Origin of the sequence: Streptomyces sp. NBC_00310, assembly GCF_036208085.1 — a bacterium.
Classification (GTDB): Bacteria; Actinomycetota; Actinomycetes; order Streptomycetales; family Streptomycetaceae; genus Streptomyces.
In genome coordinates this window covers 9,217,466-9,231,429 of record NZ_CP130714.1, presented here as the reverse complement: position 1 = coordinate 9,231,429, position 13,964 = coordinate 9,217,466, and the positions used below count along the sequence as shown (strand labels likewise).

Below are 13,964 nucleotides of genomic sequence, written 5' to 3'. Positions count from 1 at the left end.
CCACGGCCGACGCCTGCTCGCCGAGAGCGCGGAGACCGCCCGCCGGATGATTCCGGCGGGCGGTCTCGTGCGTTCGGGGCGGGGCCGTGGCCCGGGGCTCGGCCGGCCGTGGTTCCGAAACGCCGGACGGGCCGCCCGATGGGCCGTGCTCTCAGACCGGCTGCCCGATCGGCCGTACGACGACGGTGTTGACGTCGACTCCGGCCGGCTGCCGGATCGCCCAGACGACGGAGTCGGCGATCTGGTCGGCGGTGAGGAGATGGCCGGGCGGCAGGCTGCCGTAGGCGTCCCAGAACGGGGTCTCCACGCGGCCGGGCGCGATCAGGGTCACGCCCACGCCCCACTCGGTGACCTGCCGCCGGGTGTTCTCCGCGAGCCCGGTGACCGCCCACTTGGTCGCCCCGTAGATGTTGCCGGGGCCGTGGATGAAGCCGGCGACGCTGCCGACCAGCATGATCCGCCCCCGGGTCTCCTTGAGGGCGTCGATGGCGGCCCGGATGAGCAGGGCCGGCCCCAGCACGTTGGTCAGCACCATCTCCGTCCACCCGGCGGGGTCCCCCTCGGCGACGGTGTCGTGGGTGCCGATCCCGGCGTTGGCGAGGACGGTGTCGATCCGCCCGAACTCCTTCAGCGTGGCGTCCACCGCCGCCCGCACGTCCGCGTACTCGGCCGCGTTGCCCGGAATGGTCAGCAGCTCCTCCGGGTCGCCGAGTTCGGCGGCGAACGCGCGCAGCCGCTCGGCCCTGCGCCCGGTGACGGCCACCCGGTGCCCGTGGTCGAGCAGTTGCCGGGCGACGGCGGCTCCGATACCGGTGGCGCCGCCGGTGATGAGCGCGACTGGAGCGTCGGTCATGGATGTCCCCCTCTGTGGTTCCGGCCGACCCTCTGCACTCCGGTCGACGTGCGGAGTCCATCACTTGGAGCACTCTCGAAGTCAAGTGCCGCCGGGGAAGGGCGACTTCGGCATCGGGCGGTACGGGGGCAACACCCGCGAGCACCGCCCGTCACGGACCAGTACGGCGGCACCACGCACAGCCGGGGCGCCGCCGCCTCCGACACCCGTTCGGACCCGTCGGCCACGCCCTTGGCGAGGGCCGAGCCGTCGCACGGGGCGGTGCTGACACGGACCACCGGCCGCTGGCCACCGGCGGCCGACCACCTACCACCGACCCGCCTGCCACCGACCCGCCTACCGCCCGCCACCGACCCGCCCGCCGCCGCGCCGCTCCGCGCCCGCACGCCGAGATCACAGCTGAGCCAGATGCACCGTGTGGGCCGCGAGGACGAAGAGGTCCGTGCGGTGGTACAGGCTCGCCTTGTCGTCGGGGTCGAGGAGCCGGTCGATGGTCGCGAGGTCGGAGGCGTCGAGGAAGTCCGCGAGGATTCCCCGGCCGCGCCGGAACGAGGCCACGGCGTAGTCGCGGGCGGCTTGCGGGACCGGGGCCGGCAGGTCCAGCAGGAAGGTGCGGGACGTGGCGTCGCGCAGGCCCACGGCGGCCATCAGCCCCGGCCAGTCCTCGCTCTCCGGGACGCTGCCGGGCAGTTCGGCCCGCATCTCGGTGAACCAACGGTCCTCCGCCGCGTCCATCCGGGACTGCAGCCCGGGGCGGCCGATGCCGATGTCGCGCGGCAGGAACCGGCTGGGCAGCCCGCCCTCGACGAGTGCCAACGTGCCGCCGGGAGCGAGGCGTTCGGCGAAGGCGGCGAGTGCGGCGCGCTGGTCACCGAGGTGGTGCAGGCTGCGGCTTGCCCACAGCAGGTCGGCGGGATATGCCAAGTCACCCAACCCGTCCGGCAGTTCGGCCTGCAGGGTGTCGAACCGGTCGGCGAGACCCAGGCGTTCGGCCCGGGCGTCGGCCCGCTCCAGCAGAGGGCCGGAGCCGTCCAGGGCTACGACCCGGGCGCCGGGGAACTCGTCGGCCAGCAGACAGCTCACGACCCCGGGTCCACTGCCGACGTCGACGACCAGTCCCGGCTCGGGCTGCCGTGCGGCGACCCAGGCGGCGGCCTGCCGGTTCAGCGGCGCGAACAGCTCAGCCTGCCCCTCCAGATGCTCGGCCAGCTCGGCCCAGTCGATGTCGGTACGGTCGTGATGGCCGTGGTGGTGGCCGTGGTCGTGGCCCTGCTCGTGCCGACCCTGGCCGTGCCGACCCTGGCCGTGGTGGTGCTGTCCCATGACGGTGAGCCCTCTCTTCCGGGTGCCGCCAGCCTGCTCCGACGCACCGGAGATCAGCAAGTCCCCTTGCCGTATCGGCAAATCCCCGTGCCGATTCAGTCCTTCTCGGCCACCCGGTAGACACAGACGTTCGCGCCCGTGCCGCTGGTGGTCGTGGAGACCAGCTCCAGGGGGTGCTTGGCGCCGTCGCCTGGGAAGATCGTCTTTCCGCCGCCGAGCAGGACCGGCATGACGATCAGGACGAGCTCGTCGGCGAGGCCCTCGCCGAGGAGGGTGCGGGCGAGGGTCGGGCTGCCGATGACGAGCAGGTCGCCGCCGTCGGCCTCGCGGAGTTCACGGATGTGGGCGACGGCCTCCTCGCCCGGGATACGCGTGGTGTTCTGCCAGGTCAGCTCGGAGTCGGCGAGCGTCGCGGACACGACGTACTTGCGGATGGAGTTCATCCGGTCGGCGAAGGGGTCGCCCGCCCGGTCGGGCCACGCCGCGGCCATCATCTGCCAGGTGCGGCGCCCGTACAGCAGCGCGTCCGCCTTGTTCAGCGCGGCGTCCCAGGCGCCGCCCACGACCTCCGGGTCGAAGAACGGGTGCGTCCAGCCGCCGTGGGCGAACCCGCCCTCGGTGTCCTCGTCGGGACCGCCGGGCGCCTGCACGACACCGTCCAGGCTCATGAACTCGCAGATCACGATGCGCATGGGGTTCTCACTCCTCGTTCTCGCACGGGCTTACGGCGATGAAGACCGCCGCACCGCGCGGAACTCATCGCACCCGCCCACCCCGCCATCGTGTCGCGCCTCACACAGACCTGCCACCGGTCCGCCAGGGGCTGGGGAAGCAGAGCTGACCCCTGGCGGACCGGTTCATCCGAGCGTGCTCAGAGCGCCGGGTACGCGTTCTGCATCAGCTGCTGGAACTGGGCGGAGAACCAGTGCCCGGAGATCGGCGCGTTCGCCAGGGCGCCGGACATGTTGTTGTTGTTGCGCGGGTTGCCCGTATACGTCGGGTCGCACATGCGGTCGAAGCCCTTGCCCTCGTCGTTCGGGATGGCGGAGCTGGACCCGTCGGACTCGCCCGGCGGCTTCATCCACACGTAGGCGTCGATGCCCGGCTCGGGGGAGGCCTTCGGACGCTCGCCGAGGCCGGCTCCGGACTGGTTGCACCAGTTGCCCGTGTTGAGGCGACGGTCGTAGCGGCCGCCGTCGACATAGGTGTCCACGCTGGTCGTGGCGCCGGGACCGGTGGGCCGGGCACTGCCGCCCCAGCCGTTCCTGGAGGTGTCGATCAGCATGCCGATGTTCGAGTTGAAGCCGACCGAGACGAGCTGGTTGCGGAAGGCCTGGGCGAAGGACAGCTCGTCGACGTAGCGGTTCCAGTCGACCCACTTCGACTCGCGGACCGACTTGCCGGCCACGGAGTCGTTGATGGTGAAGTTGTTCTCCTTGAGGGCGCTGTAGTTCGCCGTGTTGGTGATGAAGCCGTGGACGTCGTTGACCGTGGCGCCCTCGGCGGTCGCCGCCTCCTTGAACGTGGTGGCGGAGGCGCCGAAGTTGTCGTCCCAGCCGATCCAGCCGTGGTGGCCGGCGTCGACGTAGTTGTAGACGTTCCCCCCGTCACCGAGCTTGTTGAGCGCGTAGCCGACGCCCTTGACGTAGTTGCCGTTGGCCTTCATCACATCGCACTGGGGGGTGGCCGTCGGGCGGCTGCCGGTGTTGGTGACGAGGTTGGGCAGCGAGTCGATCTCGACGGTCGTGACGATGCGCAGGCCGGCGTACTTCGGGTCGGCGAGGACGGCCGCGATCGGGTCGATGTACTCGGTCTTGTAGCGGCCGATCTCCGTCGGGCCCAGCTCACCGTTTGAGGCGAGCGCCGCGCAGTCACGGCCGGGCAGGTTGTAGATCACCAGCTGGATGGCCAGTTCGCCCGACCCCTTCTGCCGCAGCGCCTCGTCGAGGTGGTCGCGCAGCCCCATGCCGCTGCCCACGCCCTCGATGGCGGCGATCCGGTCCAGCCAGACGCCCGTGGGCTGGTTGGAGATCCGGCTGCCGCCCGGCTCGGCGGCGGCCTTCGCGGACCACTCGGGGTTCACGTACACCTTGGCACCGGTGTACGGGTTGTCCACCTTCGTGCCCGGTGTGCCCGGGTCCGGGTCGGTGCCGCCACCGCCGCCGTCGTCGACGTTGCAGGTCACGCCGTCGAGCGTGAAGGTCGTCGGGAGGGCGTTGGTGCCGCTGTAGGTGGCGTTGAAGCCGAAACTGACCGAACCGCCGGTCGCCAGCGCGCCGTTGTACGTCTCGTTCGCGGCGGTCACCGACGTACCGCTCTGCGTGATCCGGGAGTTCCAGCCGTTGCCGACCTGCTGGTTGCCCGCGTACGACCACTTCACGGCCCACGAGGTCTTCGCGGCGCTGTTGTTGGTGATCGTGACGGCGGCGGTGAAGCCGGTGGACCACTGGTTCTGCACCTTGTAGTCGACCGTGCAGGGGATCGCCTGGGCGCCGACGTCGTCCGGTACGGCGGCCATGGAGGTCCCGGCGGCGCCGGCGACCAGCGCCAACGCGGCCAGGAGTGCTGTTCTGGTACGGCTCATGAGTGCGGGTTCCTCTTCCGTAGTGGGGTGTACGAGGAGGAGTCGTCGCGCTGTCGCCGAGGCGAGTAAAAGACCTGAACACTGGGGGTGTTCTCTGAGCGGCCCTCGCAGCTCGGACGCGTCTGGGACGAACGCGTCGACTGATGGAACCGCTCCCACTGGTGCTGGTGAAGGTAGCGCCAAGTGACGGTAAAAAACAGAGGTGTTGCGTTATTGCGTTCGACGAATCTTTTCTCCCTGATCGAATCATTTCGACTCTTCAAACACCTTGACCCTCTGCGGCCCCCTCCTCAATATGGGAGCGCTCCCACTGGTTCAAGGCTTGTTGTTGCTGCTCCGCCCCCACCTTCGTAAGAGCCGCACGGAAGGAACCAGAGCATGCACCCCAGAAGGAGACGCCGTGCCACGCGGCGCCTGTGGACCGCCGTGGTGGCGGCCCTCGTCCTCCCCGTGACGATGCTCAGCACGGGTTCGACTCCCGCCAGTGCGGCGGCAGTCGCCTGTAACGTCGACTACAAGACCAATGACTGGGGCTCGGGATTCACCGCCGAGCTCACGATCAGCAACCGCGGCACCGAGGCCATCAACGGCTGGACCCTGACGTACGCCTACGCGGGCAACCAGACGCTCTCCAACGGCTGGAGCGGCACCTGGTCGCAGTCCGGCAAGGCCGTGACGGCGAAGAACGCGTCCTGGAACGGGACGATCGCCGTCGGGGCCGCGGTGACCACCGGTGCCCAGTTCACCTACAGCGGCACGAACGCCGCGCCGACCGACTTCGCGATCAACGGCACCAGTTGCGTGGGCGCGCACCAGCCGCCGATCACGGTACTGACCAGCCCGGCGCCGGGCGCGGTGTACTCGCAGGGCACCGCCGTTCCGATGGCGGCCACCGCCGCCGCGGCGGACAGCGCGACGGTCACGAAGGTCGAGTTCTACGACGACACCACGCTGCTGGGCACGGACACGACCTCGCCGTACACCTTCTCGGCCACCGGTTTGACCGTGGGCAGTCACTCCCTGGTGGCCAAGGCGTACGACAGCCTGGGCGCGTCGGCGAACTCCACACCGGTCGGCATCACGGTCGCCTCGGGTCCCGCCGTGGTGGTCTCGCCGACCCAACTGGGCGTGCGTCAGGGCCAGTCGGGCACCTACGACGTGAAACTTTCGACACAGCCGTCGGGGAACGTGACGGTGACGACCGCGCGGGCGTCCGGCAACACCGGGCTCTCCGTGACGGGCGGCGCGTCGCTGACCTTCACGTCGTCGAACTGGAACACCGCGCAGAAGGTGACCATCGGCGCGGGCGCGTCCGGCACCGGCTCGGCGGTCTTCGACTCGACGGCCACCGGCCACGCCAAGGCCTCGGTGACCGTGACCCAGCTGGCCGCGTCGAGCACGTACGACGAGCGCTTCCTGGAGCTCTACGGCAAGATCACCAACCCGGCGAACGGCTACTTCTCCCCCGAGGGCATCCCGTACCACTCGGTGGAGACGCTGATCGTCGAGGCGCCGGACCACGGCCATGAGACCACCTCGGAGGCGTACAGCTACCTCCTGTGGCTGCAGGCCATGTACGGCAAGGTGACGGGCGACTGGTCCAAGTTCAACGGGGCCTGGGACATCATGGAGAAGTTCATGATCCCGACCCACGCCGACCAGCCGACCAACTCCTTCTACAACGCCTCCAAGCCGGCGACGTACGCACCCGAGCACGACACCCCCAATGAGTATCCGGCGCAGCTCAACACCGGTGTCTCGGTCGGCCCGGACCCCATCGCCGCCGAGCTGAAGAGCGCGTACGGCACGGACGACGTGTACGGCATGCACTGGCTGCAGGACGTCGACAACGTCTACGGCTACGGCAACTCGCCCGGCAAGTGCGAGGCGGGGCCGACGGACACCGGCCCGTCGTACATCAACACCTTCCAGCGCGGGCCGCAGGAGTCCGTGTGGGAGACCGTCCCGCAGCCCACCTGCGACCAGTTCAAGTACGGCGGCACGAACGGGTACCTGGACCTGTTCACCGGTGACGCGTCGTACTCGAAGCAGTGGAAGTTCACCAACGCCCCGGACGCCGACGCGCGTGCCGTACAGGCCGCGTACTGGGCGGACATCTGGGCCAAGGAGCAGGGCAAGGGCGCCGACGTCTCCGCGACCATCGGCAAGGCCGCGAAGATGGGCGACTATCTGCGCTACGCGATGTACGACAAGTACTTCAAGAAGATCGGGAACTGTGTGGGCGCCACGTCCTGCCCGGCCGGCACCGGCAAGGACGCCTCCCACTACCTGATGTCCTGGTACTACGCGTGGGGCGGCGCCACCGACACGGCGGCCGGCTGGGCCTGGCGGATCGGCTCCAGCCACACGCACGGCGGCTACCAGAACCCGCTGGCCGCCCACGCCCTCGCCAACTACGCCCCGCTGAAGCCCAAGTCGACGACCGGGCAGGCGGACTGGGCCAAGTCCCTCGACCGGCAGATCGAGTTCTACCGCTGGCTGCAGTCCGACGAGGGCGGCATCGCGGGCGGCGCCACCAACAGCTGGGCGGGTCGGTACGCCACTCCCCCGGCCGGGACGCCGACCTTCTACGGCATGTTCTACGACGAGAAGCCGGTGTACCACGACCCGCCGTCCAACCAGTGGTTCGGCTTCCAGGCGTGGTCCATGGAGCGGGTCGCCGAGTACTACCAGCAGACGGGGAACGCCGGCGCGAAGACCGTCCTCGACAAGTGGGTCGACTGGGCGCTCTCCAAGACGACGATCAACCCGGACGGCACGTACCGGATCCCGTCCACGCTGCAGTGGTCCGGTGCGCCCGACACCTGGAGCGCGTCAAGTCCCGGTGCCAACGCGGGACTTCATGTCACCGTCGCCGACTACACCGACGACGTGGGGGTGGCCGCCGCGTACGCCAAGACGCTGACGTACTACGCCGACCGCTCCGGTGACGCCGACGCGGCCCGGGTCGCGAAGGCACTGCTCGACGGCATGTGGGACCACCACCAGGACGGGCTCGGGATCGCCGTCGCGGAGACCCGGGCCGACTACAACCGGTTCGACGACCGGGTGTACGTGCCGAGTGGATGGACCGGGACGATGCCGAACGGCGACGCCATCAACTCGTCGTCGACGTTCGACTCCATCCGGTCGTTCTACGAGGACGATCCGGCCTGGTCGAAGATCGAGGCGTACCTGGCCGGTGGCGCCGCGCCGTCGTTCACGTATCACCGGTTCTGGGCTCAGGCGGACATCGCCTTGGCCATGGGTTCGTACGCGGAGCTCCTGGAATAGAGCCGCCGAGGTCGCACGACGGCTGACGGCCGACGGCCGTCTGTGGCTGGTCGCGCCCACGCGGCGGTAGCCGCAAATCGAGCACAGCCCCGCGCCCCTTCGGGGCGCGGGGTGCTGTGCCCTTTTCTGAGAACTTCCCCCCACTCGTCAGGAGAGGACCCCCACGGTGCGAAGAACCCGCATCCTCACCACCGTCCTGGCTCTCGCGGCCGGCCTGCTCGCCGGATCCCCACCCGTGATCGCCGCCGAGAAGGCCGGAAAGAATGACACGTCGGTGTCCATCGCCGCCGACACCTACACCTGGAAGAACGCCCGGATCGACGGCGGCGGCTTCGTGCCCGGCATCGTCTTCAACCGTAAGGAGCGGAACCTGGCGTACGCCCGTACGGACATCGGCGGTGCCTATCGCTGGGTGGAGTCGTCGAAGACGTGGACGCCGTTGCTCGACTCGGTCGGCTGGGACGACTGGGGGCACACGGGTGTCGTGAGCCTCGCCTCCGACTCGGTCGATCCGAACAAGGTGTACGTGGCGGCCGGTACGTACACGAACAGCTGGGACCCGGGGAACGGGGCGATCCTGCGGTCGTCCGACCGGGGCGCGAGCTGGCAGAAGGCCGACCTGCCGTTCAAGCTGGGCGGGAACATGCCGGGGCGGGGCATGGGCGAGCGGCTGGCCGTGGACCCGAACCGGAACAGCGTGCTGTATCTGGGCGCGCCGAGCGGCAAGGGGCTGTGGCGGTCGACGGACTCGGGGGCCACCTGGTCACAGGTGACGAACTTCCCGAACGTCGGCAACTACGTGGCCGACCCGTCCGACACCAGCGGGTACTCCAGCGACAACCAGGGCATCGTGTGGGTCACCTTCGACGAGACCACCGGTACGTCCGGGAACGCGACCAGGACCCTCTACGTCGGGGTCGCCGACAAGGACAACGCCGTCTACCGCTCGACGGACGCGGGGGCGACCTGGTCGCGGGTGGCCGGGCAGCCGACCGGATATCTGGCCCACAAGGGCGTCCTCGACGCGACGAACGGCCATCTGTATCTGTCGTACAGCGACAAGGGCGGGCCGTACGACGGCGGCAAGGGCCGGCTGTGGCGGTACGCGACCGCGACGGGCACCTGGACGGACATCAGCCCGGTGGCGGAGGCCGACACGTACTACGGCTTCAGCGGGCTGACCGTCGACCGGCAGGATCCGGGCACGGTCATGGCGACGGCGTACAGCGCCTGGTGGCCCGACACCCAGATCTTCCGCTCGACGGACAGCGGCGCGACCTGGACCCGGGCCTGGGACTACACGTCGTACCCGAACCGTTCGAACCGCTACACCATGGACGTCTCGTCCTCCCCCTGGCTGACCTGGGGCGCCAACCCGTCGCCGCCGGAGCAGACCCCCAAACTCGGCTGGATGACCGAGGCGCTGGAGATCGATCCGTTCAACTCCGACCGGATGATGTACGGGACGGGAGCGACGATCTACGGTACGGAGAACCTGGGGAACTGGGACCGCGGCGGCCAGTTCGCCATCAAACCGATGGTGCAGGGCCTGGAGGAGACGGCCGTCAACGACCTGGCCTCGCCGCCGTCCGGTGCCCCGCTGCTCAGCGCGCTCGGTGACATCGGCGGATTCCGGCACACGGATCTGACGAAGGTCCCGTCGATGATGTTCACGCAGCCGAACTTCACGACGACGACCAGCCTGGACTTCGCCGAGTCCACCCCCAACACGGTGGTGCGCGTGGGCAATCTGGACTCCGGTCCGCACATCGCGTTCTCCACGGACAACGGCGCCAACTGGTTCGCGGGCACCGACCCGTCGGGCGTGAGCGGCGGCGGCACGGTCGCGGCGGCCTCGGACGGCAGCCGGTTCGTGTGGAGCCCGACGGGCACGGGCGTGCAGTACGCGACGGGCTTCGGCAACGCGTGGTCGGCGTCGAGCGGCATCCCGGCAGGCGCGACCGTGGAGTCCGACCGGGTGGACCCGAAGACGTTCTACGGCTTCAAGTCCGGGAAGTTCTACGTCAGTACGGACGGCGGCGCCACCTTCACCGCGTCGAACGCGACCGGCCTGCCGAGCGGCGACAGCGTGCGCTTCAAGGCGCTGCCCGGGGTGAAGGGCGATGTGTGGCTGGCGGGCGGGGCGACGGACGGGGCGTACGGCCTGTGGCACTCGACGGACGGCGGCGCCACCTGGAGCAAGCTCTCGGGCGTCGAGCAGGCCGACACGATCGGCTTCGGCAAGGCGGCCACGGGAGCCTCGTACCAGACGCTCTACACCAGTGCCGAAATCGGCGGTGTCCGCGGCATCTTCCGCTCGACCGACAAGGGCGCGACCTGGACCCGGATCAACGACGACGCCCATCAGTGGGGTTGGACGGGTGCGGCGATCACGGGTGACCCGAGGGTGTACGGGCGGGTCTACGTCGCGACCAACGGGCGCGGCGTCGTCTACGGCGACTCCTCGGACACGGGCGGCGGGGGCGGCGGTACGGATCCGGACCCCGAGCCGACGGGAGCCTGCGCGGTGACGTACAAGGTCACCAACGAGTGGTCGGGGGGCTTCCAGGCGGACGTGCAGCTGTCGAACACGGGCACGAGCGCGTGGACCTCCTGGTCTCTCGGCTGGACCTTCCCCAACGGCCAGAGCGTCTCCCAGATCTGGAACGCCGCCCACACACAGTCGGGTTCGGCGGTCACGGCCAGGAACATCAGCTGGAACGGCACGGTGGCGGCCGGTTCGTCGGTGAGCTTCGGTTTCACCGGAAGCCGGTCGGGGACGAACGGCAGACCGACCGCGTTCACACTCGGTGACCAGTCCTGCACGGTGACCTGACACCCGAGCGGGACGGGCAGAGGGCGCGCGCCCGGGTCGGCGCGCGCCCTCTTCGAACGCTCGGGTATCCGCGCTCTCTTCGAGCCGTGTACACCTCGATATATCGACATGTTCATGCCTAACATGGAAAGCCGTTCCACACTGATGTGCGCACGACTCGCCCGGAAGCCGCCGCAGAAGGAGCCTCAGTGCCGAACCACAGACGAGTCACGCGTCGCCTCAGCCTGCAGACCGCACTCGCCGCGGCGGTGCTGCTGCCCCTGTCCCACGCCGGGCTGTCCGCCGAACCAGCCGTCGCCGCGGAGGAGGAACCCGCCATCGCCCCCCGTCTCGACACCATGTCGTTCAATCTGCGGTACGCGAACACCACCCGGCCCAACAGCTGGGCCGTGCGCAGGCCCGTGATGCGGGCACTCCTGCGGCAGGAGGCACCCCACGTCATCGGCACCCAGGAAGGCCTCCACCAGCAGCTGCTCGACATCGAGACCGACCTCGGACCGCACTACCGCTGGATCGGCACCGGTCGCGCGGGCGGCAACCGCGACGAGTTCATGGCCGTCTTCTACGACACCCGCCGGCTCGCGCCCGTCGAGCACCAGCACTTCTGGCTCTCCGACACTCCGGAGGTGCCCGCGTCGAACACCTGGGGCGGCGGCTCCATCCGTATGGTCACCTGGGTCCGCTTCCGCGATCTGCAGGACGGCGGCAGACAGTTCTACGTCCTCAACACCCACCTCGACAACGCCAGCCAGTACGCCCGCGATCGCGCCGCGGCCCTGATCGCCCGGCGCATCGCCGGATTCGACCCGTCGCTCCCCCTCGTCGTCACCGGCGACTTCAACGTCGCGGCCCACAGGAACACGGTCTACGACACGATGCTGGGCGCCGGGCTCGTCGACAGCTGGGACACGGCGGCCGAGCGCGGCGACCTCTACGCGACGTTCCACGGCTACCGCCCGCTGACCCCGGGCGGCGACCGCATCGACTGGATCCTGACCACGCCGGGCGTCACGGCGCACCGGGCGGCCATCAACACCTACGCGTCGAACGGCCAGTTCCCCAGCGACCATCTGCCCGTACAGGCGTCGCTGACGCTGGGCTGAGGACCTCACCGTCCCACCGGAGACCGTGGGCGGGCCGGGCGCGCCGAGCCCTGCCCGCCCACGGACCGGTTCCTACGGCGTGTACACCGTCGGCCGGGGCGCCGTCGGCATGTTGTGGCCGATGAAGAAGCTGGTGTGCGGAGGCTGGTTGTAGGCGGTGTTCTGCCAGGCCAGACCCGTGCGGTACATCGGGTCGTGGAGCAGGGTCGTGATCTTCGTGCTCGTCTCGATCGGGGTCGAGTAGATCCGCAGGGCCGTGTTGCCGCTGGTGCGCCAGACGACCTCCTCACGCCAGTCGCCGAGGATGTCGCCGGAGAGCGCGGGGGTGGCCTTGGTGCCGTTGTTGGAGGCGACCCCGGAGCCGGTCAGCAGACGGGTGTCGGAGGAGGTGCCGTACTTGTCGATCCGGGTGCCGTCGAGGAGTTCGCGGACCGGGTCGCCGTCCCACCAGGAGAGGAAGTTGACGGACGAGGGCTCGCGGCCCTTCGTCGCGCCGGCCTCGTCACGGATGGACGAGTCGGAGGCGGACCACATCTCGGGCCCGTCGTTGCCCGCGTAGACGTCCCCGGCGACTCCCCGGCCGTTGTCGCAGCAGGCGGCGAGCTGCCAGCGGACCGCGCCGCTCGCGGGGTTGATGTACAGCTCGGCGGGCTGGGAGGTGGACTCGGAGACCTTGAAGTACTCCAGGCCGGAGGTGGACGCGTCGAGGTCGCCGAGGTGCTGGGCGTCGCCGTGGCCCGTCCTGGTGGTCCACAGACCGTTGCCGTTGTCGTCCACGGCCATCGCGCCGTACACGATCTCGTCCTTGCCGTCGTTGTCGACGTCACCGACGGAGAGACTGTGCGAACCCTGGCCGTCGTAGCCCCGGCCGGAGTTGGTGGAGGAGCTGGTGTCGAAGGTCCAGCGGCGGGTGAAGGAGCCGCCCCGCCAGTCCCAGGCGGCGATCACCGAACGGGTGTAGTAGCCGCGCGCCATGATGAGCGAAGGCCTGGCACCGTCCAGATACGCCGTCCCGGCGAGGAAGCGGTCCACGCGGTTGCCGTACGAGTCGCCCCAGGACGAGACCGTGCCGCGGGCCGGGACGTAGTCCACGCTCTGCATCGCCCTGCCGGTCTGGCCGTTGAACATGGTCAGGTACTCGGGGCCCGACAGGATGTAGCCGCTGGAGTTGCGGTGGTCGGCGGAGGAACTGCCGATGACCGCTCCGGTGCCGTCGACCGTGCCGTCCGCCGTCTTGGCGGCGATCTCGGCCCTGCCGTCGCCGTCGTAGTCGTACACCTGGAACTGCGTGTAGTGCGCGCCCGAACGGATGTTGCGGCCCAGGTCGATACGCCACAACCGGGTGCCGTCGAGCTTGATGCCGTCGATGATCGTGTTGCCGGTGTAGCCGGACTGGGAGTTGTCCTTGGCGTTCGTCGGCTGCCACTTCAGGACGAACTCCAGGGCGCCGTCGCCGTCGAGGTCGCCGACGGAGGCGTCGTTGGCCTCGTAGGTGTACGCGACGCCGTCCGGGGTGGTGCCGCCGGCGGGCGCGCTGATCGGGACGTCCTTGTAGCCGGTGCGGAGTTGGACCGCGTGCACCGAGTCGCTCTGCTCCACCCCGTTCACGATGGCGCGGACCGTGTAGTCGGCCTGGGCGGGGGCGCCGGAGTGGAAGTAGTTCGTCGAGCCGGTGACCGGAGCCGAGTTGACCTTCGTTCCGGCCCGGTAGACGTTGAAGGACACGTCGTTGGGGTCGGTGCCCAGCCAGCGCCAGCTGACCAGGTTGCCGCTGTCGACGTGCACGCTGACCACGCCCCGGTCGAGGGCCTCGACCTGGCGGGCGGTGGCGGCCTCGGCGGGCGTGCCGGTGAACGTGGTGAGTCCGGCGGCGACGAGCGCCGCCGTCACCAGCGAGCGCAGGGCTCGGCGTCTGTGGTGCCTGTGCGGGTGCTGCACGTGACGAACCTCCAGAAAGGACGGACGGGTTCC

8 protein-coding genes are annotated in these 13,964 nt (G+C 69.8%); 3 read left to right on the top strand and 5 right to left on the bottom strand.

What is annotated here, in order from left to right:
- Window positions 1-151: 151 nt before the first annotated feature.
- From OG202_RS40330 to OG202_RS40315, 4 genes are all read right to left on the bottom strand, one after another.
- Window positions 152-853: an SDR family oxidoreductase gene (locus tag OG202_RS40330; protein ID WP_326574757.1), complete on the bottom strand. Its 702-nt coding sequence runs from the start codon at window positions 851-853 to the stop codon at window positions 152-154.
- Between the two features lie 393 nt (window positions 854-1,246).
- Window positions 1,247-2,176 (bottom strand): class I SAM-dependent methyltransferase, encoded by a 930-nt coding sequence (locus OG202_RS40325; RefSeq protein ID WP_326574758.1) that lies wholly within the window; start codon window positions 2,174-2,176, stop codon window positions 1,247-1,249.
- A 95-nt stretch (window positions 2,177-2,271) separates the two neighbouring features.
- On the bottom strand, window positions 2,272-2,868 hold the full coding sequence (locus OG202_RS40320; RefSeq protein WP_328224359.1) for a dihydrofolate reductase family protein: 597 nt from the start codon (window positions 2,866-2,868) through the stop codon (window positions 2,272-2,274).
- A 179-nt stretch (window positions 2,869-3,047) separates the two neighbouring features.
- Window positions 3,048-4,760, bottom strand: coding sequence for a glycoside hydrolase family 6 protein (locus tag OG202_RS40315; protein ID WP_328224358.1), 1,713 nt, complete (start codon window positions 4,758-4,760; stop codon window positions 3,048-3,050).
- Window positions 4,761-5,138: 378 nt separating this feature from the next.
- Here OG202_RS40315 and OG202_RS40310 point away from each other — a divergent pair, with 378 nt between their 5' ends.
- The 3 genes from OG202_RS40310 to OG202_RS40300 all read left to right on the top strand — a co-directional run bounded on the left by OG202_RS40310 (window position 5,139) and on the right by OG202_RS40300 (window position 11,993).
- Window positions 5,139-8,054, top strand: a complete 2,916-nt coding sequence (locus tag OG202_RS40310; RefSeq protein WP_328224357.1) for a glycoside hydrolase family 48 protein — start codon at window positions 5,139-5,141, stop codon at window positions 8,052-8,054.
- A 166-nt stretch (window positions 8,055-8,220) separates the two neighbouring features.
- Complete coding sequence (locus OG202_RS40305; protein ID WP_327726937.1) at window positions 8,221-10,890, top strand: cellulose binding domain-containing protein; 2,670 nt, start codon at window positions 8,221-8,223, stop codon at window positions 10,888-10,890.
- A 188-nt stretch (window positions 10,891-11,078) separates the two neighbouring features.
- Window positions 11,079-11,993: an endonuclease/exonuclease/phosphatase family protein gene (locus OG202_RS40300; protein ID WP_327726938.1), complete on the top strand. Its 915-nt coding sequence runs from the start codon at window positions 11,079-11,081 to the stop codon at window positions 11,991-11,993.
- Window positions 11,994-12,065: 72 nt separating this feature from the next.
- Here the strand turns inward: OG202_RS40300 and OG202_RS40295 are convergent, their stop codons facing one another.
- Window positions 12,066-13,931, bottom strand: a complete 1,866-nt coding sequence (locus OG202_RS40295; protein ID WP_327726939.1) for a rhamnogalacturonan lyase — start codon at window positions 13,929-13,931, stop codon at window positions 12,066-12,068.
- Window positions 13,932-13,964 lie beyond the last annotated feature (33 nt).

Excerpts from the sequence above, each read along its gene's own strand:
- OG202_RS40310 (WP_328224357.1), top strand. The coding sequence starts at position 5,139 with ATGCACCCCAGAAGGAGACGCCGTGCCACGCGGCGCCTGTGGACCGCC.
- OG202_RS40325 (WP_326574758.1), bottom strand. The coding sequence starts at position 2,176 with ATGGGACAGCACCACCACGGCCAGGGTCGGCACGGCCAGGGTCGGCAC.
- OG202_RS40315 (WP_328224358.1), bottom strand. The coding sequence starts at position 4,760 with ATGAGCCGTACCAGAACAGCACTCCTGGCCGCGTTGGCGCTGGTCGCC.
- OG202_RS40320 (WP_328224359.1), bottom strand. The coding sequence starts at position 2,868 with ATGCGCATCGTGATCTGCGAGTTCATGAGCCTGGACGGTGTCGTGCAG.
- OG202_RS40330 (WP_326574757.1), bottom strand. The coding sequence starts at position 853 with ATGACCGACGCTCCAGTCGCGCTCATCACCGGCGGCGCCACCGGTATC.